Annotated in this window: 25 protein-coding genes; 16 read left to right on the forward strand and 9 right to left on the reverse strand. The window is 70.9% G+C overall.

The annotated features are described in order from the left end of the window. Nucleotides 1-43 precede the first annotated feature (43 nt). Complete coding sequence (locus BLV96_RS22665; protein ID WP_086678946.1) at nt 44-658, reverse strand: macro domain-containing protein; 615 nt, start codon at nt 656-658, stop codon at nt 44-46. Between the two features lie 90 nt (nt 659-748). On the opposite strand from BLV96_RS22665, the gene pheA reads away from it, so the two are divergent. The 3 genes from pheA to BLV96_RS22680 all read left to right on the forward strand — a co-directional run bounded on the left by pheA (nt 749) and on the right by BLV96_RS22680 (nt 3035). After that, nucleotides 749-1657: a prephenate dehydratase gene (gene pheA, locus BLV96_RS22670; protein WP_086678945.1), complete on the forward strand. Its 909-nt coding sequence runs from the start codon at nt 749-751 to the stop codon at nt 1655-1657. Then, nucleotides 1654-2271 carry a histidine phosphatase family protein gene (locus BLV96_RS22675; RefSeq protein ID WP_086678944.1) on the forward strand — a complete coding sequence of 206 codons (618 nt, stop codon included), beginning with the start codon at nt 1654-1656 and terminating at the stop codon, nt 2269-2271. Before pheA ends, BLV96_RS22675 begins: the two co-directional genes overlap by 4 nt. Nucleotides 2272-2393: 122 nt before the next feature. Continuing rightward, nucleotides 2394-3035 (forward strand): DUF4232 domain-containing protein, encoded by a 642-nt coding sequence (locus BLV96_RS22680; RefSeq protein WP_425266192.1) that lies wholly within the window; start codon nt 2394-2396, stop codon nt 3033-3035. Nucleotide 3036: 1 nt separating this feature from the next. Here BLV96_RS22680 and BLV96_RS22685 read toward each other — a convergent pair whose 3' ends face one another. The 4 genes from BLV96_RS22685 to BLV96_RS22700 all read right to left on the reverse strand — a co-directional run bounded on the left by BLV96_RS22685 (nt 3037) and on the right by BLV96_RS22700 (nt 6269). Beyond that, nucleotides 3037-3522: a hypothetical protein gene (locus tag BLV96_RS22685; protein WP_086678942.1), complete on the reverse strand. Its 486-nt coding sequence runs from the start codon at nt 3520-3522 to the stop codon at nt 3037-3039. 38 nt (nt 3523-3560) lie between these two features. Beyond that, complete coding sequence (locus BLV96_RS22690; protein WP_086678941.1) at nt 3561-4802, reverse strand: MFS transporter; 1242 nt, start codon at nt 4800-4802, stop codon at nt 3561-3563. 88 nt (nt 4803-4890) lie between these two features. Further along, nucleotides 4891-5241: a metallopeptidase family protein gene (locus BLV96_RS22695; protein ID WP_086678940.1), complete on the reverse strand. Its 351-nt coding sequence runs from the start codon at nt 5239-5241 to the stop codon at nt 4891-4893. Next, nucleotides 5241-6269, reverse strand: coding sequence for a septum formation family protein (locus BLV96_RS22700; protein ID WP_086678939.1), 1029 nt, complete (start codon nt 6267-6269; stop codon nt 5241-5243). Before BLV96_RS22700 ends, BLV96_RS22695 begins: the two co-directional genes overlap by 1 nt. 155 nt (nt 6270-6424) lie before the next feature. On the opposite strand from BLV96_RS22700, the gene BLV96_RS22705 reads away from it, so the two are divergent. From BLV96_RS22705 to BLV96_RS22715, 3 genes are read left to right on the forward strand one after another with little or no spacing between them, the layout of a single operon-like run. Further along, on the forward strand, nt 6425-6976 hold the full coding sequence (locus BLV96_RS22705) for a DUF1190 domain-containing protein (protein WP_086678950.1): 552 nt from the start codon (nt 6425-6427) through the stop codon (nt 6974-6976). Then, nucleotides 6977-8143 (forward strand): glutathionylspermidine synthase family protein, encoded by a 1167-nt coding sequence (locus tag BLV96_RS22710; protein WP_086678938.1) that lies wholly within the window; start codon nt 6977-6979, stop codon nt 8141-8143. Nucleotides 8144-8187: 44 nt separating this feature from the next. Further along, nucleotides 8188-8640, forward strand: a complete 453-nt coding sequence (locus tag BLV96_RS22715; RefSeq protein ID WP_086678937.1) for a DUF350 domain-containing protein — start codon at nt 8188-8190, stop codon at nt 8638-8640. A 5-nt stretch (nt 8641-8645) separates the two neighbouring features. Here BLV96_RS22715 and BLV96_RS22720 read toward each other — a convergent pair whose 3' ends face one another. Beyond that, entirely contained in the window at nt 8646-9083 is a 438-nt protein-coding gene (locus BLV96_RS22720) for an ester cyclase (RefSeq protein WP_091389467.1), read from the reverse strand. Nucleotides 9084-9179: 96 nt separating this feature from the next. Between BLV96_RS22720 and BLV96_RS22725 the strand changes: the two genes are divergently transcribed. Next, nucleotides 9180-10085, forward strand: coding sequence for a haloalkane dehalogenase (locus BLV96_RS22725; protein ID WP_167379699.1), 906 nt, complete (start codon nt 9180-9182; stop codon nt 10083-10085). Nucleotides 10086-10355: 270 nt separating this feature from the next. Here the strand turns inward: BLV96_RS22725 and BLV96_RS22730 are convergent, their stop codons facing one another. Beyond that, nucleotides 10356-11645: an aspartate aminotransferase family protein gene (locus BLV96_RS22730; protein WP_086675584.1), complete on the reverse strand. Its 1290-nt coding sequence runs from the start codon at nt 11643-11645 to the stop codon at nt 10356-10358. A gap of 120 nt (nt 11646-11765) precedes the next feature. Between BLV96_RS22730 and serS the strand changes: the two genes are divergently transcribed. After that, on the forward strand, nt 11766-13028 hold the full coding sequence (gene serS / locus BLV96_RS22735; protein WP_086675583.1) for a serine--tRNA ligase: 1263 nt from the start codon (nt 11766-11768) through the stop codon (nt 13026-13028). A 64-nt stretch (nt 13029-13092) separates the two neighbouring features. Beyond that, complete coding sequence (locus BLV96_RS22740) at nt 13093-14094, forward strand: DUF3558 family protein (RefSeq protein WP_086675582.1); 1002 nt, start codon at nt 13093-13095, stop codon at nt 14092-14094. Here the strand turns inward: BLV96_RS22740 and lhgO are convergent. Both lhgO and BLV96_RS22750 read right to left on the reverse strand, forming a co-directional pair. Continuing rightward, a complete protein-coding gene (gene lhgO / locus BLV96_RS22745) occupies nt 14091-15278 on the reverse strand; it encodes an L-2-hydroxyglutarate oxidase (RefSeq protein WP_086675581.1) in 1188 nt (395 codons plus the stop codon). The two genes, BLV96_RS22740 and lhgO, sit on opposite strands and share 4 nt — an antisense overlap. Before the next feature lie 11 nt (nt 15279-15289). Further along, on the reverse strand, nt 15290-18400 hold the full coding sequence (locus tag BLV96_RS22750) for an AfsR/SARP family transcriptional regulator (protein ID WP_086675580.1): 3111 nt from the start codon (nt 18398-18400) through the stop codon (nt 15290-15292). A 127-nt stretch (nt 18401-18527) separates the two neighbouring features. On the opposite strand from BLV96_RS22750, the gene BLV96_RS22755 reads away from it, so the two are divergent. The 7 genes from BLV96_RS22755 to BLV96_RS22785 all read left to right on the forward strand — a co-directional run bounded on the left by BLV96_RS22755 (nt 18528) and on the right by BLV96_RS22785 (nt 24435). Next, a complete protein-coding gene (locus BLV96_RS22755) occupies nt 18528-19661 on the forward strand; it encodes a DegT/DnrJ/EryC1/StrS family aminotransferase (RefSeq protein ID WP_143051016.1) in 1134 nt (377 codons plus the stop codon). A gap of 22 nt (nt 19662-19683) precedes the next feature. Beyond that, nucleotides 19684-20613 (forward strand): NAD-dependent epimerase/dehydratase family protein, encoded by a 930-nt coding sequence (locus tag BLV96_RS22760; RefSeq protein ID WP_086675578.1) that lies wholly within the window; start codon nt 19684-19686, stop codon nt 20611-20613. Nucleotides 20614-20645: 32 nt separating this feature from the next. After that, nucleotides 20646-21842, forward strand: a complete 1197-nt coding sequence (locus tag BLV96_RS22765) for a glycosyltransferase family 4 protein (RefSeq protein WP_086675577.1) — start codon at nt 20646-20648, stop codon at nt 21840-21842. Beyond that, nucleotides 21829-22455, forward strand: a complete 627-nt coding sequence (locus BLV96_RS22770) for an acyltransferase (protein WP_086675576.1) — start codon at nt 21829-21831, stop codon at nt 22453-22455. The genes BLV96_RS22765 and BLV96_RS22770 overlap by 14 nt, the downstream gene beginning before the upstream one ends. Nucleotides 22456-22457: 2 nt before the next feature. Further along, entirely contained in the window at nt 22458-22997 is a 540-nt protein-coding gene (locus BLV96_RS22775) for a Uma2 family endonuclease (RefSeq protein WP_086675575.1), read from the forward strand. 227 nt (nt 22998-23224) lie between these two features. Next, complete coding sequence (locus BLV96_RS22780) at nt 23225-23731, forward strand: SigE family RNA polymerase sigma factor (protein WP_086675574.1); 507 nt, start codon at nt 23225-23227, stop codon at nt 23729-23731. Then, nucleotides 23728-24435: a hypothetical protein gene (locus tag BLV96_RS22785; RefSeq protein WP_086675573.1), complete on the forward strand. Its 708-nt coding sequence runs from the start codon at nt 23728-23730 to the stop codon at nt 24433-24435. Before BLV96_RS22780 ends, BLV96_RS22785 begins: the two co-directional genes overlap by 4 nt. Nucleotides 24436-24469: the final 34 nt, after the last annotated feature.

Raw genomic sequence — 24469 nt, forward strand, 5'->3', positions numbered from 1 at the left:
CGGTGAACGCGCTGTGATGTAGTCCACCCCGGGTTTCGGGTGATCACCGCGCGTGACGGAAAACCTCTTCCCACGCCGCCGCGACCTGGCGCGCGCAGGTGGCGGGGCTGACGCCGCCGACTCCGGTGCCGAGGCCCGGCATCGCGATCGTGTCGACGATCTCCCGCACCGGCCCGTCGTCGAGCCGGCCGTCGCGCCACTGCAGGAACACCGCGCGCGCCGCGAGGTAGGGGTGCACGGTGTCGGCGGGCAGCCGCTCGCCGGGCTCGCGCATGGTCGGCGCGCTGATCAGCCACGCCGGCTCGGCCTCGCCGGTCGGCACGACGACGGCCTCGCCGATGGGCAGTTCACCGCCGTGAAAAGCCAAAACGGCACTCCGGACGTTCTGCTCGACCCCGGGGAACGCCCGCTCGTAGACGGCGTCGATGCCGCCGCGCATCCAGCCGTAGGAGTTGGCCGGGCTGACCACGGCCTGGGCGACGACGTCGAGGACCGACCCGCGGTGCACCCGGACCCGGCCGCTCAGTTTCGCGGCTGCCTTGGTCCACGCGGTGGCGAGTGGTTCATCGACGGCGCACAGCACCAGCTCCGGTGTGCGAGCGGAGATCGGCGGGTGCGTGCCCTCACGGCCGGTGTGCGTGCCCGAGTCGGCGGTCACGCCCTTAGCATCGCAAAAAATGCCACCGGGCGTAACCGGTTGGCGTACCGGCTGTCCGAGTGAAAGTCGCCACCCCCGTAGCCTGGGGATGTGTCACGGATCGCATACTTCGGCCCCCAGGGGACCTTCACCGAACAGGCCGCGCGGGTCCTCGCCGGCGGCGGAGAACTGATTCCGGTCGAGACCGTCCGGCTGGCGATGACGGCCGTCCGCAAGGGCGAGGCGGACGCCGCGTGCGTCCCCATCGAAAACTCGGTCGAGGGCGTGGTGCCCGCCACCCTCGACGCGCTCAGCGAGTCGACCCCGCTGGTCGCCGTCGCCGAGGCCATCCTGCCGATCCACTTCAGCGTGCTGACCCGGCGCGGCGGCGGCGACATCAAGACCGTCGCGAGCCACCCGCACGCGCTCGCGCAGGTGCGCGAGTGGCTGGAGGCGAACCTGCCGGACGCGCACCCGGTGGCGTCGTCGTCGACGTCCGCGGCCGCGGTCGGGGTGCTGGAGGGCCAGTTCGACGCGGCGGTGTGCGCGCCGGTCGCCGTCGAGCACTACGACCTCGACGTGCTGGCCACCGAGGTCGCCGACGTCGGGGACGCGGCCACGCGGTTCCTGCTGGTCCGCCCGCCGGGCGAGCTGCCGGAGCCGACGGGCGCCGACCGGACGTCCGTGGTCGCCGCGGCCGTGAACCGCACCGGCACGCTCGCCGAGCTGCTCACCGCGCTGGCCGACCGCGGGATCAACCTGACCCGGCTCGACGCGCGGCCGACGCGCAACAACTTCGGCGAGTACCGCTTCTTCATCGACTTCGAGGGCCACCTCGCCGAGCCGCGGATCCTCGACGCGCTGACGGCGTTGCGCCGGCACTGCCGGAACCTGCGGTTCCTCGGCTCGCACCCGCGGGCCGACGGGACGCGCACCACGATCGAACCCGGCTTCGGCAACGACGACTTCGTCGACGCCGCGGTGTGGGCCGACGCGGTCCGCAAGGGGGACCTGGCGTGAGGCTGCTGCTCATCCGCCACGGGCAGACCGAAGGGAACGTCCGCGGCGCGCTGGACACCGCCCTGCCCGGCCCGCCGCTGACCGAACTGGGCCGCTCGCAGGCCGAAGACCTCGCGTACCGGCTGGCCGGGGAGCCGATCGCCGCGGTCTACGCGTCGCAGGCGACCCGCGCGCAGCAGACGGCCGCGCCGCTGGCCGCGCGGTTCGACCTGGACGTCCAGGTCGTCGACGGCGTCCACGAGGTCACCGCCGGCGACCTGGAAGGCGCGACCGACCACGAGTCGATCCGGACGTACATGGAGACCGTGCGGCAGTGGACGCTCGGCGAGCTGGCCCCGGCGCTGCCCGGCGGCGAGAGCGGCACCGACGTGCGCACCCGCATGCTCGACGCGGTCGGCCGGCTGCGCGCCAAGCACGAGCAGGCCGACCCGGACAGCGTGATCGCGCTGGTCAGCCACGGTGGCGCGATCCGGCTGTCGGGCGAGTGGCTGGCGTCGAACGTCCACGCGGACGTCGCCAACGCGGCCCTGATCCCGAACACCGGCCTGGTCGAGCTGGAAGCCCGGCCGGAAGGCCGGTGGCACTGCCTCACCTGGGTTGACACGCCGCTCTGATCGTCACGAAAGTGTGATCCTGTCACGTTTGAGACACGTTTGGTGGGGAACTAACGGTCCGAACCAACCTGCCGGAGACCCGTACGTCTACCCAGTAGCACCACACCAGGGAGGCGATTGACATGGTTCGGACGAAGCTTTCTCGGTTGCTGCCGGTTGTCGCGGCTTCGGCGGGCGTCCTCGCGCTTTCCGCCTGCGGGGGTGGCGGGACCACCAACGCGGCGAGCAGCTCGACGCCGTCGACGACGGCATCGCCCACCACGACCACCACCGCCACCACGGCCGAGACCCCGAGCAGCTCGCCGGTCGCCGCGCCGCCGGTCGCCCAGCCGGCCGACAACGGCCTCTGCAAGGCCGGCGACGTCACGCTGTCGCTCGGCCAGGGTGACGCCGGCGCCGGTTCGATGTACCGGCCGCTGCTGATCAAGAACACCAGCGCGAAGGCCTGCGAGATCCAGGGCTTCCCGGGCGTCTCCTACGTGGCCGGCAACGACGGGCACCAGGTCGGCAAGGACGCGTTCCGCGAGGGCACCAAGGGCAACGCGGTCAAGCTGGACCCGGGCCAGACAGCGGCCGCCGACATCCAGTTCGTGAACGTGCGGAACTTCGACCCGGGCACCTGCCAGCCCACGGCGGTGAAGGGCCTGCGCATCTACCTGCCGCAGGAGACGGCGTCGAAGTTCGTGCCGACCGACGGGACCGCGTGCGCGAGCACGAAGATCCCGGGCAACCAGCTTTCGGTGAAGACGGTCCACCCGTCCTGATCTAAATGCGGCCGCAGATCTCCTGCGCCTGGACCAGGTGCCGCTGGCCGGAGATGTCGTTGAAGTGCAGGCTGAGCACCATCCGGGCGACGCCGTCGATGTGGTCGGCCAGCGGCTGGTAGGTGGCGTTGACCTGGGCCGCGGCCGCGGACAGCTCGCGCGCCGCGGTCATCCGGTGCAGTCGTTCGGGCGTGAGGCCGGGCGTCAGCGACGGCTGCGCGTCCCGGCTCGTGTCCGGCAGTTCGCCGACGCGGTCGAGGGCCTGGCACGCGGCCAGCGCGTCGTCGAGCGCGCCCGCGTGCACGCCGGACAGGCCCCACAGCAGCCCGAGCACGCCGCCGCCCAGCACGAACCCGGCCACCGCGCACAGCACGAGCAGCCGGCGCGACTGCGGCGGCGGCTTGACCTCCTCGGACTCGGATTCGGTCGAGGGCTCGTCGAAGTCGGGGCCGGCGTCGGTGCCGGTTCCGGGGTCCACGGTGCGCATAGCGCCTCCTCACCACCTGGGTGATGAGATATTTCAGCTCACAAACCGGGTTCCTGGTGCTGTAGCGCCACGGCTGAGTCCGATTTGTCATCCAGCGGGAAGCGGCGCAGCGCCAGGGCCGCGAACGCGGCGATCACCAGCATCGCCAGCCCGGAGACGGCGAACGTCCGCGCCGCCGTCCCGAGCGCCGTGGTCAGCAACCCGCCGAGCAGGGCGCCGAGCGGGATCGCGCCCCAGACGACCGTGCGCCACACCCCGAGCACCCGGCCGAGCAGCTCGCCGGGCACGAGCGTGTGCCGCGCGGTCGCGAGCACGACGTTCACCGCGACGACGGCGGCCGCGAACAGCCCGAACAGCGCCGCGGCCGCGACCGGCGAGCGCACCAGGCCCATCCCGCCGAACCCGGCCCCGCAGCCGAGGATCCCGCCGAGCACGACCACGCGCCGGCCTGCCGCACGCACCAGCCGTGGGGCGACGCCCGCGCCGAGCAGCCCGCCGATGCCGCCGACGAACGCGAAGAACCCGAAGGTCGCGTCGGACAGGCGGAGGTCGTCGAGCGCGTAGAGCACCAGCTGTGCCTGCGCGAGTTCGCTGACCAGGCTGAGCAGCCCGGCGACGACGACCAGCCGCAGCAGCAGCGCGTTGCCGCGCAGCCAGCGCAGGCCGTCGGCCAGTTCGGTGCGCAACCGCGCCGGCTGGGCTTCGCCGCGGCCGCGGTAGGTGCCGGCCAGGCCGAGCAGGACCGCGGCGGCGATCGCGAAGCCCGCGGAGTTGAGGAAGAACGGGAAGGCGGCGAAGAGCGCGAAGGTCAGGCTGCCGATCGGGCCGCCGAGGAACGTCTGGCCGACGATCTCGCACGCCTGCAGCTTGCTGTTGGCGCCGTCGAGCGAGCCGTCGCCGACGACGGCGGGGACGAGGGCGTTGGCCGCGCTGTCCGCGATCGTCTCGGCGGTGCCGATGACCAGCGCCGTCAGGTAGACCAGCCAGATCGTCATCCCGCCGGCGGCGACCAGCACGGCCAGGGTGCCGACCGCGATCGCGCGGGCGGTGTTCGCGACGACCATCGCCCGCCGCCGGTCGATCCGGTCGACCAGCGCGCCGGCGACGGCGGCGAAGAGCAGCCAGGGGAGGAACTGCGTCGCGGAGAGCCCGGCGATGAGCACGGGGTCGTGGGTCAGCGTCGTGGCGAGCAGGGGCAGGGCCACCTTGCCGATGCCGTCGCCCAGGTGGGAGGCCGCGCTCGACGTCAGCAGCCACGTGAGTCTTCGAGCAGGGTTCACCGGAGCCCCCAGCACTCATCGCGTTCACCCAATGACTTCGGGTAACAGGATAAGCGCGCGGTCAGCGACCGGCGGTCACGTTGTGGCTTCAGCCCCAGCCGAGCTCGTGCAGCCGGGCGTCGTCGATGCCGAAGTGGTGGCCCAGCTCGTGCACGACGGTGATGAGGACCTCTTCGACGACCTCGTCCTCGTCTTCGCACATCGAGAGGATCGGCTGCCGGTAGATGGAGATCCGGTCGGGCAGGACCCCGCCGTAGGACGACGTCCGCTCGGTCAGCGCGATCCCGTGGTAGAGCCCGAGGATGTCCGGCGCCTCTTCGTTGAACTCCTCGACGAGCACGACGACGTTGTCCATCGCCTTCGCGAACTCCGGCGGGACCTCGTCCAGGGCTTCCGAGACCAGTTCCTCGAACCGCTCCCGGCTCATCTCGACCGGCATCAGCCGTTGGTCTTCGTCGACGGCGGGGCCGAGCTCGACGTCGTCGGGCCGCCGCCCCCGTCCGAAGGCGGGCCGCCGTCCTGGGGCTGGCCGCCGTCCGGGCCCGCCGGGGCGGCCTTGACGCTGCCGGTCACCGCCAGCAGGCCGCTCTTGTCCGGCAGGAGCGCCGCGACCTTGCAGTTGACCTTGGTCGAGCCGGCGTCCCAGCTCTCCTGCTCCCGCAGGTCCCAGGTCAGGATGAGCTTCTTCGCGTCGAGGTCGGCGCCGCCGGTGTAGTCCGCGGCCTGCTTGGTGCACTCGGTGTCGAGCCAGGCCTTCTGGTCGTCCTGCTTCGGGTAGGCGTCCTTGAACTTCGACTTGAGGTCGAGGGTCGCGATGATCTCGTAGGAGTGCGGCTTCGCGCAGTCGACCGGGTCGCCGACGCCCTTGCCCTGCAGCGCGAGGCAGGTGCCCGGCTCGAACACCAGCGACTGGTCCTGCTCCTTCGCCGGCCCGGTGGTCGGCAGCAGCCTGCCGCCCGGGCCCGCCCACTGCAGGCCGCACCGGAGCTGGCGGTCGCCGTCGTCCCACTGCGACGGCGTCGGGCGCAGCAGGTTCGTCGTCAGCTTTCCGTAAGGATCGAGGTTGTGGCCGAGGTAGGGCTTCACGTCCGAGGTGCACTTCTGCTGCGCGATCTGCTGCCACTGCTCCAGCGACGGCACCGGGGCGCCCTCGGGGAACTGGGCGCCGATGTCCACGAGCGCGGTCACCTCGAACAGGTGCGGCTGGGTGCAGACGACCTTGTGCGCGTCGCTGGCGTCCGGGTTGTCCCAGGTCAGGCAGCTGCCGGGGGGCGAGTGGAACGCCTCCTGGGCCTCCGGCGAGAGCTTGCCCGTCCCGCCTCCGGCGCCGCCGGCGAAGCCGTCGCCGCCGGTGAACAGGACGCTGAGGGCGAGCGCGATGAGCGCGCCCGCGAAGATCCCGCCCATCACGACGCGGGTGCGCAGCGTCTGGGTGGCGGCAGGGAACCGATCGGCGCTGGGAGACATCGCAGTCCATGATGCCCGCGCCGCGCGCGACGTGCGCGACCTAGGGTGGTTAGGGTGGGTCACGGTTTCGTGGTGGCCGGGATTACGGAGCGCACATGACGCAGGACAGCAACACTGGGGACCAGCCGCCCCCCGAGCCGCCGAAGCGCGGTTCGATGAGATTCCAGGACTCGAACACCCGTCCCAAGGAGCCCTCGCTCGCCGAGCAGCGCGCGCGTCAGCAGGCGCTGGCGCAGGAGGAACGGGACGAGGAGCTCGCCCGCCAGGCCGACGCCAAGTCGGCGACCCGGCGCAAGATCCTCATCGGCAGCGGCGTCACGGTCGGGCTGGTCGGCCTGGTCGCGACGTTCTACTCGGTCGCCAAGCCCTCGGGCTCGGTCACCGCGGTCTGCACGGACGCGAACGGCATCGTCCAGAACGACGACAACTGCGACGAGAACTACGTCACCAGCCACCACGGTTACTCCAGCGGTGGGTTCTGGTTCATCCCGATCGGCGGCGGCGGTTACCAGAGCTACCGGTACAACTACGGCGGCACCGGCACGATCGGCCAGCCCGTCACCGGCGGGTCCTACGACGCGCCGTCGTCGCGGACCAGCGTCAACACGAAGTCCGGCAAGTCCGTCCAGCGCGGCGGCTTCGGCATCAGCGGCAAGAGCGGCAGCACCGGGGGCACCGGCGGCAGCGGCAAGAGCGGGGGATCGTAGGTGTACCGGGACCGGCGTGAGCCGCGGCGCGACTGGCAGCGGATCGTCGAGGAGCAGGGACTCGTCTACGGCACGCCGGCCCGCGACAACAGCGGCCGGATGCGGCCGTACTGGGACGAGTCGGTGCACTACGTCTTCGACATGGACGAGGTCCTCTCGCTCGAAGCCGACGTCGAACTGCTGCACTCGATGTGCCTGGAGGCCGTCGACAACGTCGTGACGACCGAGGGCTACCAGCGGTTCGGCATCCCCGAGTGGGTCTGGCCGCACATCGCGGAGTCGTGGAAGCGGCAGGACCCGCACGTCTACGGCCGGTTCGACCTGCGCTACGACGGCAAGTCACCGGCGAAGCTGCTGGAGTACAACGCGGACACGCCGACCACGCTGCTGGAGGCGTCGCTGCTGCAGTGGCACTGGAAAACCGACGTCTTCCCGGACGACGACCAGTGGAACTCGATCCACGAGAAGCTCGTCGAGCGCTGGGCGTTCCTGCAGGACAAGCTGCCGTCGAACGAGCTGCACTTCACCTGGTCGGCGGCGGATCCGAGCGGCGAGGACAACGTCACCACGGCGTACCTCCAGGAGACCGCGGCCGAGGCGGGGCTCGACACCGTGGGCCTGGCGATCGAGGAGATCGGCTGGGACCCGGTGCTCAAGCGGTTCGTCGACCTCGAAGAGTCGCAGATGGCGACCGTGCTGAAGCTGTACCCGTGGGAGTGGGTGGTCGACGAGGAGTTCGGCCGCAACGCCGTCGAGTCGCTGCCGCGGACGCTGTGGATCGAGCCGCTCTGGAAGATGATCCTCTCCAACAAGACGCTGCTGGCGATCCTGTGGGAGAACTACCCGGGCCACCCGAACCTGCTGCCGGCGTTCGCCGACGACCCCGGCCTGCTCACCGAGTACGTCCGCAAGCCGAAGCTGGGCCGCGAGGGCGCGAACGTCCAGATCGTCGCGACCGGCTACGAGACCCAGACCGACGGCGTCTACGGCGCCGAAGGCTTCGTCTACCAGGCGTTCGACCCGCTGCCCGAGTTCGACGGCTACCGGCCGGCACTCGGCGCGTGGATCGTCGGGGACAGCTCCGCGGGCCTGGGCATCCGGGAGACCGGCGGCCTGGTGACCGACGACGGTGCGGCATTTGTCCCACATCGCATCGTCGAGTCGTGATACAACACCGCTGCTGATCAGCCCTTTCTCCTGGGAGACAATTCGTGAACACGACCCTTGCGCTGTCCGACACGTTCGGCTCCGACCTCGTGCGGGGGATCGGCGCGATCCTGCTGTACGGCGTCATCGGCCTGCTGCTGATGTTCGCCGGCTTCTACGCGATCGACTGGACCACGCCGGGCAAGCTGTCGAAGCTGGTCACGCAGGGCCTGCCGAACGCGGTGATCGTGACCGCGTCCGGAATGCTTTCGATGGCGTTCATCGTCGTCGTGGCGATCTTCAACTCGGCGAGCGACCTCACCGAGGGCCTGATCACGTCGCTGGTCTACGGCCTGCTCGGGATCATCGTCCAGGTGATCGCGGTCCGGCTCCTGGAGTGGGCGACCCGCATCGACGTGGCGTCGACCATCGAGAGCGAGAAGTTCGCCCCGGTGAGCATCGTCGTCGCGGCGGCGCACCTCGGCCTGGGCCTCGTGGTGGCGGTCGGCATCTCCTGAGCCGTTCAGCCGGAGCGGCGGGGCCGGTCACCAGGGGCCTCGCCGCCTTCGAGCTGGCGCAGCACACCGAGGTCGTCGCGGACGGCCCAGTGCTCGGCCAGCTTCCCGTCGCGGACGCGGAAGACGTGCACCGCCTCGGCGACGATCCGCCGCCCGGTCGGCTCGCGCCCGGCGAACTGCGGGAACTCGCTGCCGATGTGGCGTCCGGAACTCGAGAACCAGATCATGACGACGCCGTCGCCGGTGGTGACGGCGTGCACGTCGTAGGTCAGGTCGGCGAAGCTACGCTCCAGCCAGCCGCGCACGACCCGCATCATCTCGGTGCCGCTGCGGCCGCTGACGTGGTCGAGGAAGTCGGGCGCGAACGCCTCTTCGAGGATCGACTCGTCGCCGCCGACCAGGTAGTCGACGTAACGCAGGGCCAGGTCGGAATCGGACGTCATGGCGCCTCCCGGGTTCGACCCGGAAGTCGTGGGCCGTCCGGGGGCGTTACGGCTTGATCGTGGCCGCGTTCGCCCGTTCGCACTAGCGTGGGGTTCGTGCGCCTGCTGAGGACACCGGACGACCGGTTCACGGACCTGCCCGACTTCCCCTTCGAGCCCAAGTACGTCGAGCTCGACGATCCCCACGGCGGCCTGATCAGAGTCGGTTACGTGGAGGCGGGCCCGGCCGACGGCCCAGTTGTCCTCCTGCTCCACGGCGAACCGAGCTGGTCCTACCTCTACCGCAAGATGCTCCCCGTCCTGGCGACGGCGGGCTTGCGCGCGATCGCGCCGGACCTGGTCGGCTTCGGGCGGTCCGACAAGCCCGGCGACCTGACCGACCACTCCTACGCGCGGCACGTCGAGTGGATGCGCGGGTTCGCGTTCGACGCGCTGGACCTGCACGACGTCACGCTCGTCGGCCAGGACTGGGGTGGCCTGATCGGGCTGCGGCTGGTCGCGGAGCACCCCTCGCGGTTCGCGCGGGTCGTCGCGGCCAACACGGGCCTGCCCACGGGTGACGTCGACATGCCGGCGGTGTGGCACTCCTTCCGCGAGGCCGTGCAGAAAGCTCCGGTCCTGGACGTCGCGCGGTTCGTGCAGTCGGGGTGCCGTTCCACGTTGTCGGAGCAGGAGCGGGCGGCTTACGACGCGCCGTTCCCGAACGAGATGTACAAAGCGGCTCCGCGCGCGATGCCCGGGTTGGTGCCTTATCGGCCGGACGACCCCGCCTCGGAGGCGAACCGCGCGGCCTGGAAGACGTTGACGGAGCTGGAGATCCCGTTCCTGGTGGCGTTCTCCGATGGTGATCCGATCACCGGGGGGATGGGCCCGATTCTGAAGCGTTCGATGAAGGGCGCCGAAGGGCTGGAACACCCGGTGATCGCCGACGCGGGGCACTTCTTGCAGGAGGACGCGGGCGAGGAGCTGGCCGGTCACGTGGCGCGGTTCGTGCGGGGCTGAGCGGCGGCCGGTTTTGTCCTCTGCCGCGGCCAAAAGCAAAAGATGTCCTCGCCGGACGGGCAGGCTCTGGGATGACCTCCCTTCCCGTTGTTCCCTCACCTTCTCGGGTGGGTCGCCGGGTGGTCATCCCGTCGCCTGGACGAGGCCTATCACTTTGAGCCGGGGCCGCAAGCCTGCGTTGTTACCTCACCTCGGGCAGTCGGTTGCGGGCCCGGCTCAAAGTGATTTACCGGCCTCAGGCGACGGGATGACCACCCGGCTTCTTCTGGTTCAAAGCGCCGCGTGGGTTGCCTTCAGCGCGTCCAGCAGGATGTCCAGCCCCTCCTGGGCTTCCTCGGCCGTGAGGGTCATCGGCGGGCCCAGCCTCAGGACGTTGCCGTGCAGGCCGCCCTTGCCGATCAGCAGGCCGCGCTTCTTCGTCTCCTCCAGCATCCGGGCCGCCGCCGGGACGTTCGGCTCCGTCGTGCCCGGCTTGATCAGCTCGACGCCGATCATCAGGCCCTTGCCGCGCACCTCGGCCACGATCGGGCTCTCCGCGGCGCGCAGCCCCGAAATCAGCTGCGAACCGCGGGCCGCGCAGTTGGCCTGCAGGTCGTGGTCCTTGATGTAGTCGAGCACCGCCGTCGCGCCCGCCATCGACACCGGGTTGCCGCCGAACGTCGAGAACGACTGGGCCTGGAAGCAGTCCAGGACGTCCCCGCGGGCCACCACGCCACCCACCGCGAGGCCGTTCCCGAGCCCCTTCGCGAACGTCATCATGTCCGGCGTCACGCCGTGGGCGTCGATGCCCCAGAAGTGCTCGCCCGTGCGGCCCCAGCCGGTCTGGACCTCGTCCGAGACGAACAGCACGCCGTAGGAGTCGAGGACCTCCTTCATCGCCCGGAACAGGCCGTCCGGCGGGAGGCTGAACCCGCCGACGCCCTGAATCGGCTCCGCGATCAGGCACGCGACGTCGCCCGCCGTCGCCGTGTCCAGGACGTCGACCAGGTCCGCGACGCAGGCCTTGATGTAGTCCGCGTCCGACAGGTCCCGGAATGGGCTGCGGTAGCGGTACCCGCCGTGGACGTAGTTGACCTTCACCGGGCTCAGCGCCGACGCCGACCAGCCGCGGTTGCCGGTGATCGCGACCGTCCCGAACGAGCGGCCGTGGTACGAGTTGCGCATCGCCAGCACCTGGTTGCTGCGCCGGAACTGCGTCGCGAGCATCAGCGCCGTGTCGTTGGCCTCGCTGCCGGAGTTGGTGAAGAACACCTTCGCGTCCGGGATGTTCGACAGCTTCGCGATCCGCTCGGCCAGCTCGACCTGCGAGCGGATCAGGTAGAGCGTCGAGGTGTGCAGGATGCCGGTGTCGAGCTGCTTGCGGACCGCGTCGCCGATCTCCGCGACGTCGTAGCCCATCGAGTTCGTCAGCACGCCGGCGAAGAAGTCGAGGTAGGTGCGCCCCTGCGAGTCCGTCATCCGGCGGTCGTGGGCGTGCACGATCTCGATCGGCTCTTCGTAGAGCAGGGACATCCAGGACGGCATGACAGCGCGGTGCCGGGCGAGCAGCTCATCGGTCATCGGGGCGCCTCCTCGGTGTTTCCTCGGAGTATGGGGACGCCGTGAACAGCGCTTCAACGATCAGACTGTCGGGATAACCCAGTAGGGACGCACAGTCTGTACGGACTACCCTCTGTCTTCGTGATTGACCCCAGGACTCTGCGCGAAGACCCGGAAGCCGTGCGCGCGTCGCAGCGCGCCCGTGGTGAAGACGAGGGAGTGGTCGACAAGCTGCTCTCCCTCGACACCCGGCGCCGCTCTTCCATCGCGGCCGCGGACAAGCTGCGCAACGAGCAGAAGCTCCTGGGCAAGCAGATCCCGAAGGCGCCGCCGGAGGAGAAGCAGCAGCTGCTGGCCACGGCCAAGGAGCTCGCCGCGCAGGTCAAGGCCGCCGAAGCGGAGCAGAACACCGCGTCGGAGGAGTTCGACCAGCTCTTCCGGACCGTGCCGAACCTCGTGCACGCGGACGCACCCGTCGGCGGCGAAGACGACTTCACCGTGCTCAAGCACGTCGGCGAGCCGACGAAGTTCGACTTCACCCCGAAGGACCACCTCGAGCTGCTCGAAGCGCTCGGCGGGGTCGACATGGAACGCGGCGCGAAGGTGTCGGGCTCGCGGTTCTACTTCCTCACCGGCGTCGGCGCGCAGCTGCAGCTCGGCCTGCTCAACATGGCCATCGCGCAGGCGCTCGAAAACGGCTTCACGCCGATGATCACGCCGTCGCTCGTCCGCCCGGAGATCATGGCCGGCACCGGCTTCCTCGGCCAGCACTCGAGCGAGATCTACCACCTCGAGGACGACGACCTGTACCTCGTCGGGACGTCGGAAGTGCCGCTCGCGGGCTTCCACGCCGACGAGATCCTCGACCTGAAGGACGGCCCGAACCGCTACGCGGGCTGGTCGTCCTGCTACCGCCGCGAGGCGGGCTCGTACGGCAAGGACACTCGCGGCATCATCCGCGTCCACCAGTTCGACAAGGTGGAGATGTTCGTCTACGCCAAGCCGGCCGACGCCGAGGCGGAGCACGAGCGGCTGCTCGGCTGGGAAGAGCAGATGCTGGCGAAGATCGAGGTGCCCTACCGGGTCATCGACACCGCGACCGGCGACCTCGGCACGTCCGCGCACCGCAAGTTCGACTGCGAGGCGTGGATCCCGACCCAGGACACCTACCGCGAGCTGACCTCGACGTCGAACTGCACGACGTTCCAGGCCCGCCGCCTCTCGGTCCGCTACCGCGACGAGAACGGCAAGCCGCAGATCGCCGCGACGCTCAACGGCACGCTGGCCACCACCCGCTGGATCGTCGCGATCGTCGAGAACCACCAGCAGGAGGACGGCTCGATCCGCGTGCCGGAGGCGCTGCGCCCGTTCGTCGGCGGCAAGGAAGTGCTGACGCCCCGCTGAATCGGGTGGATCCGCGGTGCTGCTCCGTTCGTCCCAGTAGTGTCCGGGCCGAACGGGAGGATTCATGCGCATGAAGTGGCAGGTCGTGGCGGTGGTGGCGGCCCTGACCGTGGTGTCCGGCTGCTCGGTGGCCGTCAGCGGGACGGCGTCGCCGGTGCCGGGTCAGGGCCCGATCGTCCAGGCCGTCGACGCCTGCTCGCTGCTCGACCAGGACCAGGTCGACGCGCTCGGCTACGAGTCCCCCGGCCGCTCGGTGCCGGAGAACAAGGAGCGGCTGCAGGCGCCGATGTGCCTGTGGAGCACGAAGGACGACGTCGACCCGTCGGCCACGCTCAACGTCGGCTACGCCACGGACCTGGACTTCAACGAGTACATCGCCGGCGCCGTCCCGAAGTCCGAGCCGCAGCGGGTGGGCGGCCTCAACTGGACGCAGTACCCGTCGATCCTCGCCGACGACTGCGTGTTCTACGCCCTCCTCGGCGACAAGTCCTTCGCGTTCGTCAGCGTCTCGGGCCCGGAGCTGGCCAAGTCGTGCGAGCTGGCCAAGACCGTGGTCCCGCAGGTCGCGGCCCACCTGCCCGGCGGGCAGGCCGCGCCGCCGATCACCCCGACCGGGCCGGCGAAGGCCGAGCCGGGCGGCCCGCTGCTGTCGGCGGACCCCTGCGCGACGCTGAAGCCGGACCAGGTCGCGCAGCTGAAGAACATCTCGCCGAACGGCGAAAAGGACAACTCGACCGCGGTGCCCAACGCGACCTACTGCCTCTGGGACGACACCGACGGCAGCGAGGGCCAGAAGGCGTTCGAAGTCTGGTTCGGCCCGAGCACGCCGCTGGCCGACTGGCCGGGCGTGAAGGGCGTCAACCCGCTCGAGACCGTCGACGTCGGCGGCAAGAAGTGGGGCGTCTACCCGAACCTGGGCGGCCTGCGCGTGACCTGCGCGGCGTTCCTGCCGATCACCGAGACGTCGTCGGTGCAGGTGGTCAGCGGGTTCATCGGCGACGACGCCAAGACGTGCGACCTCGTCAAGCAGGGCCTGCCGCTGGTGACGCCGAACCTGCCGGGTTAGTCCTTCGACACCTGGTCGGCGATGTGGCGCGCGATCTCGAGCGCGCTCGTCGCGGCCGGGGACGGCGCGTTCAGGACGTGCACCTGGTCGCGCGCGGTCTCGATGAGGAAGTCGTCGACGAGCGAGCCGTCGCGGCGCATCGCTTGCGCGCGCACGCCGGAGCCGTGGCGGACGATGTCGGCCGCGGTGACGGCCGGGACGAGCCGGGCGAGGCTCGCGGCGAACCGCTTCTTCGAGAACGAGCGGCGCACCTCGTCGAGGCCGGTCGGGAACGCGTACTTCTTCGCCAGCCGCCAGGCGCCGGGGAAGGCGGCGACCTCGGTGACGTCCTTCGCGGAGAAGTCGCGCCAGCGGTAGCCCTCGCGGCGCAGCGCGAGCACGGCGTTCGGGCCGGCGTGGACGCTGCCGTCGAGCATCCGCGTGAGGTGCACGCCGAGGAACGGCAGCGTCGGGTCCGGCACCGGGTAGATCAGGCCCTTGACCAGGCCGCGGCGTTCGGGCTTGAGCTCGTAGTACTCGCCGCGGAAGGGCACGATCTTCGCGGACGGCGTGAGGCCGGCCAGCCGCGCGACGCGGTCGGAGTGCAGGCCGGCGCAGTTGACGAGCGCATCGGCCTGGACGACGTCTTCGCCGGTCGCGACCTCGACCCCGCCGTTCGCCCCGGCGCGGATGGCGAGCACGGGACTGTTCAGCCGCAGGTCGACGCCGGCTTCGTCGAGCAGCCGGACGAGCGCGGCGCAGACACCGGGGAAGTCGATGATCCCGGTCGACTCGACCCGCAGCGCGGCGACGCAGGCGACCTCGGGCTCGTACTCGCGCGCTTCGGCGGGGGAGACCTTCTTCGCCGGGACGCCGTTGGCCTCGGCCCGCTCGGCGAGGGTGTTCAGCGCGGGAATCTCTTTTTCGTCGGTGGCGACGACGAGCTTCCCGCAGACCTCGACGGGCACGCCGTACTGCCGCGCGAAGTCCACGATGGACCGGTTCCCGGCGACGGACATCCGCGCCTTGAAGGACCCGGGCTTGTAGTAGAGCCCGGCGTGCACGACGTTGGAGTTGTGCCCGGTCTGGTGGGCGGCCCAGCGGGATTCCTTCTCCAGCACGGTGACGTCCAGCCCGCGCCTGGTCAGCTCCCAGGCCACGGCCAGACCGACGATCCCGCCTCCGACGACTACGACGTTGCGCACGGTCGACCAGGCTACGCGAGCGGGGAAGGGCCTGGTGAGCCGGTCAGTCCGGCCGTGCTGAGGGCCTTCTGGGCACTCATCCCCAGCCCGGTTCCGTACGCCCGCTCGAAACCCTCCGCGCCCAGCGACTCGACGACCCGGGCCCGCACCGACGACACGTCCGGGTCGCCGCTGATCGCCGTTCCGCGGACGCCGGCCGCCGCTCCCAGCAGGGTTGCCGCGGATTCCGGCCGGGCCACCCCGGCCAGGCCTTCCAGCGCGAACGCCACCACGTCGCCCGCGTGCCAGCGGTGGCCGGCCAGCAGTGCCTCCCGGTGCAGGGCGGCCGCGTCGGCCGGGTGGCCTTCGGCCAAGGCCAGCCAGCCCAGGGCGATCAGCACCGAAGCCCGTGCCGTCTCGGCCGAGAACGAGCCGCCCCGGCACTCGGCCAGTGCGCGCTCGCAGAGTTCCCGGGCCGCCGGCAGATCACGCGACAGCCGGGCCAGCGTGGCCAGGCCGGCGAACGCCGCCGCGCGCGACTCGGGCATGCCCGACCGCCGCGCCGTGGCCGCCGCCAGCTCGTAGTCGGCGCGGGCACCCGCCGCGTCGCCGGCCAGCAACCGGGTGCGGGCGCGGCGGCAGATCAGGTCCGCGACGTCGTCCATCGCGCCGATCGCCCGCATCAGGCCCAGTGCCTCGTCCATCAGCGGCAGCGCGGCGTCGTGCTCGCCCCGCCAGGTCAGCAGCTGCGACAGGTGATCGAGCGCCATCGACAGGCCCCACCGCTCGCCCAGGGCGCGGAACTGGGCCGCGCCCTCGCGCAGGCCCTCCTCGGCCGTGGCGAGGTCGCCGGTCATCATCGCGCCCAGGCCCATCCCCATCGGCAGCAGCGCCCAGCCCCAGGCGTCGCCGGCCGCCAGCAGACCTTCGCCGCGGCTCGTCAGCCCGACATCGCCCGGTGGCCCGCCCACCACACCCAGCAGCATGACCGTCATGGGGTGGTGGGGCCGCCAGGAGTCGTCCCGCACGTACCGGCGGACCAGCGGGAGGTACTGCTCCAGCGACTCGTCCGGATGCCCGGACAACGCGCCGAGCACGCACACCAGGAACTCCTCGGCGTACTGCTCCTGCAGTTCGGGAGGGCAGCACGAGACGACGGCCAGCGACAGCACGGCACCCTCGAACCGCCGTCCGCGCATCCACCAGTACATCGCCAGGTGCGGGACCAGCCGCAGCGCGAGCACGACGTCGTGCTCGGTCGCCCAGCGCAGGGCGGCCAGCAGGTTCTCGTACTCGGCGTCGATCCGGTCGAGCCACTCCAGCTGGGCCGCGGTCCGCAGCATCGGGTCGGCTTCTTCGGCGAACCGCAGGAAGAACTCGGCGTGCGCGCGGTGGACCGCCTCGGTCTCGCCCGCTTCGGCGAGCTTCTCGGCGCCGAACGCGCGGATCGTCTCCAGCATCCGGAACCGGCCGCCGGCGGCCTCGACCAGCGACTTGTCGGCCAGTTCGAGCACCAGCCCGTCGTCGGCGCCGCAGACCTCCGCCGCCGCGGCGAACGTCGCCCCGCCGGGGAACACCGCCAGGCGCCGGGCCAGCTCGCGTTCGTCGTCGCCGAGGAGGTCCCAGCTCCACTCGACGACCCCGCGCAGCGAGCGGTGGCGCGCCTCGGCCGTCCGGCTGCCGCGGCCGAGCAGGTGGAACCGGTCGTCGAGCCGGGCCGCGATCTCGCCGAGGGCCAGGCTCCGGACGCGGGCCGCGGCCAGCTCCAGCGCCAGCGGCAGGCCGTCGAGGGCCGCGCAGAGGTGCTGGACGTCGCCGATGGTGGCTTCGTCGAGGACGAACGCGGGGTCGCTCGCCGCCGCGCGGTCGGCGAACAGCCGGACGGACGGGTACGCCAAGGCCTCCGCGGCGGGCGTGCCCGGCGGTGGGACGGCCAGCCGCGGCACCGGCGCCAGCTGCTCGCCGGTGATGCCGAGCGGCTCGCGGCTGGTGGCCAGCACCCGCAGTCCCGGGCACCCGGCGAGCAACCGGCCGGCCAGCCGGGCGGCGACGTCGACGACGTGTTCGCAGTTGTCGAGCACGAGCAGCGCCGAGCGGTCGCGCAGCGCCGAGATCAGCCGGTCGGCGGGGTCCTGCGGGCCACCGCGCGAGCTTTCGCGCAGGCCCAGCGCGGCCAGGACCGCGCCGGCGACGCCGTCGCCACTGTGCGCGGCGAGTTCCACGAACGCGACCGGCCCGGTCTCCGCGGCGGCGGCTTCGACAGCCAGCCGCGTCTTGCCCGTGCCGCCCGGTCCGGTCAGCGTCACGAGCCGGCTGCGGCCCAGCAGGTCCGCGACCTGCCGCAGCTCGCCGTCGCGGCCGACGAAGCTCGTCAGCTGCGCGGGCAACGCCGGGATCGCCGGCTTCTCGGTCTCGCCGCGCAGCACGGCGAGGTGGGCCTCGGCGAGGTCTGGACCAGGGTCGGCGCCCAGCTCGTCGGCGAGCGTGCGGCGGGCGTCCTCGAACGCGGCCAGCGCGTCGGCCGGCCGTCCGGCGGCGGTCAGTGCCCGGACGAGCTGTGACCGCGGCCGTTCCCGGAGCGGATGCGCGGCGATAGTCTCCCGCAGCTCGCCGAGGACGTCCTCCGCGCGTCCCAACGCCAGCCGGGCCTCGACGTGGTCGTCCGCGGCGTCGGCCCGCAGCTCGTCGAGCCGGGCGGCCTGAGCGGCGGCGAAGGGCGCGTCGGTCAGGTCGGTGAACGCCGCCCCGCGCCACAACGCCATCGCTTCACTGAGGACAGTCGCCGCTCGGGCGTGCTCGCCGTTCTTCAGCAGCGTCCGGCCTTCGCGCGCAAGGCGTTCGAAAGCATGTACGTCCACTTCGTCCGGTTCGACGACCAGCCGGTAGCCCGCCGCGGTGAACTCCACCGGCGCCAGGTCCTTCAACGCCGTCCGCAGCCGGGAGACCTGTGACTGCAGGGCGTTCGCCGCGCCGTCCGGTGGGTGTTCGCCGTACATGCCGTCGATCAGCCGCTCCGCCGGGACGAACCGGCCGGCCTCCAGGGCGAGCAGCGCCAGCAGCGTCCGCGACCGCGGGCCGCCCACCGCCACCTGCGTGCCGTCTTCACCCCACGCGGCGACCGCCCCCAGCACCCCGAATCGCATGCGCACAGCTTAAGACGGCTGCCGACCTGGGGAAGTTGTCACTCGAAAGTGGTCTTCGGCGTGGGGCTGTGAATCACCTGAGTGAGCGTCTATACACTTCGCCGGGTCCCCACGCAATGGGAGAGGTATGTCGACCGACAGCATTGCCCTAGGTCAGCCGACCGTGGGCGAAGAGGAACTCGCCGCCGTCGCGGAGGTCTTCCGATCCGGCTGGCTGGCCGGTGCCGGACCGGCGTGCCGCCGCTTCGAAGAGCGGTTCGCGCAGGTCACCGGCACCGCGCACGCGCTGACGACCGCGAACTGCGGCTCGGCGCTCTTCCTCGGCCTCAAAGTCCTCGGCGTCCAGCCGGGTGACGAGGTCATCGTCGGCGACTACACGTTCCCCGCCACCGGTCACGCCGTCGTGCAGGCCGGCGCGACCCCGGTGTTCGCCGACATCCGCCCGGACGTCTTCAGCGCCGACCCGGCACACGTCGAGTCCCTGATCACGCCGAAGACGGTGGGCATCCTCGCGGTCGACGTCGCCGGCCAGCCCGGTGACTTCGACGAGTACCGCGCGATCGCGGACAAGCACGGCCTCTGGCTGTTCGAGGACGCCGCGTGCGCCGCCGGCGCGACGTACAAGACGCGCCCGGCCGGCAGCCTCGCCGACCTCGCCGCGTTCTCCTTCCACGGCCGCAAGGGCATCACCGCGGGCGAGGGCGGCGCGCTGGTCTCCGACCGGGAAGACCTCATCGCGCACGCCCGCAAGCTGCACACCTACGGCATCGAACCGGCGATCAGCCGCGAAGGCTCGAACGCGCTGCCGATCCCGGAGTTCCACGAGCTCGGCTACAACTTCCGCATGTCGGACGTGCAGGCCGCGATCATGAACGTCCAGCTCGACCGGCTGCCGGACCTCCTCGCCGCCCGCCGGTCGGTCGCGAAGCGCTACCACGAGGCCTTCGAAGACATCGACGCGCTGACCGTCCCGGTGGAACTGTCCGATCGGGAGCACCCGTGGCAGGCCTACCTGCTCACGGTCGCGCCCGAGGTCAGCCGCGACACGCTCGCCCTGCGCATCCGCGAGACGGGCGTCCAGTGCAACTTCGGCACCTACGCCTCGCACCTGCAGCCGATCTACGGTCCCCAGGCGCCGCTGCCCGTCTCGGCCGACGCGTTCGCGCGCCAGCTCGCGATCCCCATGCACGCCAACCTCACCGACGCCGAGGTCACCCGCGTCGGCGAGGTCGTGCGCGAAGCCGTGCAGTCCCTGTCCTGAAGCCCCTACCGAGGAGAAATTGGTGTCCGACAAGAAGGTGCTCTTCACCGGGGGCGGTGGGTTCATCGCCGCGCACGTCATCCCGCTGCTGATCGAGGGTGGCTACACGGTCCGGATCTTCGACAACATGACCCGCGGCGACCGCGCGCGCGTCAACGAGTTCGTCGCCACCGGCCAGGTCGAGCTGGTCGAGAAGGACGTCCGCTACGGCGGCGCGGTCCGCGAGGCCATGCGCGGCTGCACGCACGTCATCCACTTCGCGACGGTGTCGATCAACAAGTCGATCGCCGACCCGCACGAGTCGATCGACATCAACATGATCGGCAACCACAACGTCTTCGCCGCGGCCGCGGACGAAGGCGTCGAGCGCCTGGTGTTCGCCTCGACCGCGTCGGTCTACGGCGACCCGAAGCGGCTGCCGATGCACGAGGACGACGAGCTCAAGCCGCTCACGCCGTACTGCATCTCCAAGCGCGCGGGCGAGGACCTGCTGGGCTTCTACGAGCGCCAGAAGGGCCTGTCCTGGAACGCGTTGCGGTTCTTCAACGTGTACGGCCCGGGTCAGAAGATCGAGGCGTACTACACGTCGGTCATCAACCACTTCATCCAGCGCCTGCGCGCCGGCCAGCCGCCGATCATCGACGGCCGCGGCGACCAGTCGATGGACTTCGTGCACGTCACCGACCTCGCGCGGGCCGTCGTCGCGGCGCTGGAGTCGGAGTCGGCGAACGTGCCGATCAACATCGGCACCGGCATCGACACGTCGATCGCCGCGCTGGCGAAGATCCTCATCGAGGCCGTCGGCGTCGACGTCGAGCCGCTGTTCAACGAGCGTGACGTGCTGGTTTCGCGGCGTGCCGCCGACATCACCCGCGCCCGCGAGGTGCTCGGCTGGGAGCCGCGGATCACCGTCGAGGACGGCATGCGGGAACTGGTCAAGGAATCCGAGTGAACGCCACCGCGGGGCCGGCCCGAGGACGTGCGATGCGCATCGCGGTGGTGAACAACTTCTTCCCGCCCCGCGTGGGCGGGAGCGCGCACATGTCGGCGTCGCTGGCGGCGCAGTTCGTCGAGGCCGGGCACGAGGTCCTGGCCATCACGGCCGCCTACGCCGACGCCCCGGCCGAGGAGGAGCGCGACGGGTACCGCGTCGTGCGCCTCCCCGCGGTGAAGATGCCGCAGGTCGGCCTGTCGATCGACTTCGACATGAGCTTCGCGTCGCTGCGGCCGGGCAACTGGCGGCGGCTGTGGAAGCTCCTGGACGAGTTCAAGCCGGACGCGATCCACCTGCACGGCCAGTTCTTCGACCTGTCGTGGCTGGCCGGGATCTGGGCGCGGCGCCACGGCGTGCCGACGCTGCTGACCATCCACACGCTGCTGATCAGCGACAACAAGCTGTACGGCGGCGTGTTCCGGCTGCTCGACGCGGTGCTCGTGAAGCCGGTGCTGCGGTACATCCGGCCGCGGTACGTAATCCTCGACAAGCTGGGCGTCGACTACTGCGTCGAGCGCTACGGCACCAGCGACGCGAACTCGGAATACTTCCCGATCGCGGTCGACACCGGGCACTTCGCGAAGCCGGTGACGAAGGACGTCCGCGCGGAGCACGAAATCGGCGACGCGCCGCTGATCGTCTCGCTCGGGCACGTCATCCCGCTGCGCAACCGGCTGCCGCTGATCGAGGCGCTGCCGTCCATTTTGGACAAGCACCCCGGCGTCCGGGTGGTCGTCGTCGGCCGCGTGTACCACGACGCGTTCCTGAAGCGGGCGGCCGAACTGGGCGTCTCGGACGCGCTGGTGGTGACGGGCGCGGTGCCGAAGGCGGACGTCCCGGCGTACTTCGCCGCGGCGGACATCGTCACGCACGACCTCAACGGCGGCTGCGGCACGGCGTCCCTGGAGGCGATGCTGTCCGGGACGGCGACGATCGCGTCGGTGACCGAGGACAACTACCCGGGCATCGAGCTGCGCAACGGCGAGAACGTGCTGCTGGTGCGCCCCGACGACTCGGAAGCCGTGGCGCGCACGGTGATCGAGCTGCTCGACGACCCGGACCGCCGCGCCCTGATCGCGCAGCGCGAGAGCGAGATGGTGCGGTCGAACTTCGGCCTCGACGTCGTGGCGGAAGAACACCTTCGTACCTTTGAGAAGCTGGTGTCGGAAGCCGATGTTCTTCGATGACGAGCGCAGCCACCGGCTGCGCCCGCAGATCCTGACCGAGCTCGTTTCGCAGTACATGAACGACGCCGAGCGCGCCCAGTTCTACGGGCTGCCTTCGACATGCCGTGTGCGCGAGCGCGTGAAGATCATCAGCCCCGAGAACCTGAAGATGGGCGACCACTGCTGGGTGGGCGAGGGAGCGGCGCTCGACGCGAGCGGCGGGCTCGAGATCGGCGAGCACACCAGCATCGGGCTGAACACGCTGATCTTCACGCACTCGAGCTGGCTCGCGAACATGACGCTGCAGAACCATTCGGGCAGCGATTTGATCGAGCGCAAGCCGGTGAAGATCGGCAAGGGCTGCTTCATCGGCGGCCTGGTGGTGATCATGGCGGGCGTGACGATCGGCGACTTCGCGACGGTGCAGCCGAACTCGGTGGTGGCGAAGGACGTTCCGCCGCGGACGTTGGTCGCGGGTAATCCGGCGCGGGTTTTCCAGCGGTACGACGAGGAGTACATCCAGTCCGAAGTGGACCGGGTCCGGGCGGAGAACGCCCGCCGCCGCGAGATCGCGGAGCAACGCGGCGGTGACGCCACCGGCTGGGGCGCGCCCTCCGGCGACTTCTCGGAGTAGCGATGGTGACTCTCGACGAGTGGGCCGCGCTGCCCGAAGAAACGGATCGCTTGGTCGAAGTCGTCGCGGGCGAACCGATCCCCGGGCCGCGGCGGGCGGCTTTGCACCAGCTCGCAGTGAACAGGCTGACGAATTGGCTTGATGACAGGCCGCCGACCGAATGCAGTGCCTTGCAGCAGGTCGAACTGATTGTTGCCCGGGTTCCGCTGACGATCCGCGTGCCCGATGTGTTGGTTGCGCCCAGTTCCCTGGTGCAAACCAATCCGCCGCGGCTCGACGCCGGTGATGTCCGGCTGGTGGTCGAGGTGCTCTCCGACGGCACCAGGCGCACCGATCAGGTCATGAAGTTCTCCGAGTACGCCGAAGCCGGGATCGAGCACTACTGGATCGTCGACCTCGACTCGCCGATCAGCATGATCACCTACCGGCTGATCGACAACGACTACGAGAACTTCGGCGAGTTCTCCGGTGTCGCCGAGCTGCAGTTCGCCGGAACGTCGCTCACCATCGACCTGAACGCTCTCGCCGCCCGGCGGCCCTGACGTGGATGACGGCAGCGCCGGCGTCGGCCGCCGGCGCCGCCGTCGTGGGACCGCCCGATCACCCGGCGGCGAAGTCCACGCGCACGGAGGCGCACGCAGCACAATCTAGTCCTTCGTGACCGAGCGCGAGATATCGATTACACAACGTTCGGCGTAGCCTCGGAAGATCAGGAGGCAACCTTTCCGCGGCCCGGCCGTCGCTGGGAGAGGACGGAACGAGGTGACCCATGGCGCGCGGCGACGACGAGTTCGCGGACTTCGTCCGCGCGTCGTCGGCGAGGCTCACCCACGCCGCCTACCTGCTCACAGGTGACCGCCACCAGGCCGAAGACGCCGCCCAGACCGCCTTCACCCGCACCTACGCCGCCTGGGCGCGGGTCCGCCACAAGGACGCCTACGGCTACGCCCGGACCGTCCTGGTCAACCACGTCATCGACGGCTGGCGGCGCCCGATCCGCGAGTACGCCACCGAGGCGATGCCCGACCGGCCGGACCGCCACGACGTCGACAAGGCCGTCACCCAGCGGGCCTGGCTCACCGCGGTGCTGCGGACGCTGACCGACCGCGAACGCGCTGTCGTCGTGCTGCGCCACTTCTTCGACCTGCCCGAGGCCGACGTGGCCCGTGAGCTCGGCGTTTCCCTCGGTACCGTGAAGAGCACGAACTCGCGGGCGCTGGCCAAGCTGCGGGTCGAGGCCGGCGAGGACACGCTGATCGGAGGGAGCGGGCGATGAACGACCTCGACGACTTCCGCGCCGCTCTCCGGCAGCCGCCCGACGAGCCCTTCGCCGAGCCGGACCTCGCCGCCATCATGGCCGGTGGCACGCGCATCCGGCGCCGTCGCCGCGTGCTGACCGGCGCGGCCGGGATCGCCGCCTCGGCCGCCGTCGTGCTGGTGTTCGTCTTCGCCGTCCAGCTGCGTCAGCCCGCGCCCGCGCCGGTCGCGCAGCCGCCTGCGCCGGTCCCGGCCGAGTCGACCACCGCCGCGCTGCCCGCGGAGCAGCCGATGGGGGACGTGATCGGGACGGGGATCCGGACCGGCCGCGGCGAGATCGTCTTCTTCGCGCGGGCGGTCGCCCTGCCGGAACTGCCGGACATCCACTTCGGCCTGGTGGCCGGGTTCCGCTCCGGCGAAACACTGCAGTCGGTGCTGATGACGAACGAGTACCGCGGCTCCGACCGGTCGTTCGGCTTCCACGCCACCGACGGCGGCGAGCTGTCGGGCAACGAGGTGATCCCGGTGTTCGGCTACTTCGCCGGCCAGGCGGCGCGGATCACGACCACGGTGCACGGCAAGACCGTCGAGGCCAGCCTGGCGAGGTGGACCGCGGACCCGAACGTGGTCGTGTTCTGGTTCGACCCCGTCGCCGTGCCGAACTCCGCGGTCCTGACCCCGCTGATCGCCTACGACGCGGCCGGCAAGCGGCTCACCAAGTAGGCGGTACCCGGCGGCACCGCGCGGGCGTAAGAAC

The sequence above is a fragment of the Amycolatopsis pretoriensis genome (genome assembly GCF_900107925.1).
GTDB lineage: Bacteria > Actinomycetota > Actinomycetes > Mycobacteriales > Pseudonocardiaceae > Amycolatopsis > Amycolatopsis pretoriensis.

Bases quoted from the DNA above. Each gene is read 5' to 3' on its own strand.
- BLV96_RS22680 (WP_425266192.1), top strand. From the start codon at position 2,394: ATGGTTCGGACGAAGCTTTCTCGGTTGCTGCCGGTTGTCGCGGCTTCG.
- BLV96_RS22685 (WP_086678942.1), bottom strand. From the start codon at position 3,522: ATGCGCACCGTGGACCCCGGAACCGGCACCGACGCCGGCCCCGACTTC.
- BLV96_RS22695 (WP_086678940.1), bottom strand. From the start codon at position 5,241: ATGCCGGTCGAGATGAGCCGGGAGCGGTTCGAGGAACTGGTCTCGGAA.
- BLV96_RS22700 (WP_086678939.1), bottom strand. From the start codon at position 6,269: ATGTCTCCCAGCGCCGATCGGTTCCCTGCCGCCACCCAGACGCTGCGC.
- BLV96_RS22705 (WP_086678950.1), top strand. From the start codon at position 6,425: ATGAGATTCCAGGACTCGAACACCCGTCCCAAGGAGCCCTCGCTCGCC.
- BLV96_RS22720 (WP_091389467.1), bottom strand. From the start codon at position 9,083: ATGACGTCCGATTCCGACCTGGCCCTGCGTTACGTCGACTACCTGGTC.
- BLV96_RS22730 (WP_086675584.1), bottom strand. From the start codon at position 11,645: ATGACCGATGAGCTGCTCGCCCGGCACCGCGCTGTCATGCCGTCCTGG.
- BLV96_RS22740 (WP_086675582.1), top strand. From the start codon at position 13,093: ATGCGCATGAAGTGGCAGGTCGTGGCGGTGGTGGCGGCCCTGACCGTG.
- BLV96_RS22750 (WP_086675580.1), bottom strand. From the start codon at position 18,400: ATGCGATTCGGGGTGCTGGGGGCGGTCGCCGCGTGGGGTGAAGACGGC.
- BLV96_RS22755 (WP_143051016.1), top strand. From the start codon at position 18,528: ATGTCGACCGACAGCATTGCCCTAGGTCAGCCGACCGTGGGCGAAGAG.
- BLV96_RS22765 (WP_086675577.1), top strand. From the start codon at position 20,646: ATGCGCATCGCGGTGGTGAACAACTTCTTCCCGCCCCGCGTGGGCGGG.
- BLV96_RS22770 (WP_086675576.1), top strand. From the start codon at position 21,829: ATGTTCTTCGATGACGAGCGCAGCCACCGGCTGCGCCCGCAGATCCTG.
- BLV96_RS22775 (WP_086675575.1), top strand. From the start codon at position 22,458: ATGGTGACTCTCGACGAGTGGGCCGCGCTGCCCGAAGAAACGGATCGC.
- BLV96_RS22780 (WP_086675574.1), top strand. From the start codon at position 23,225: ATGGCGCGCGGCGACGACGAGTTCGCGGACTTCGTCCGCGCGTCGTCG.
- BLV96_RS22785 (WP_086675573.1), top strand. From the start codon at position 23,728: ATGAACGACCTCGACGACTTCCGCGCCGCTCTCCGGCAGCCGCCCGAC.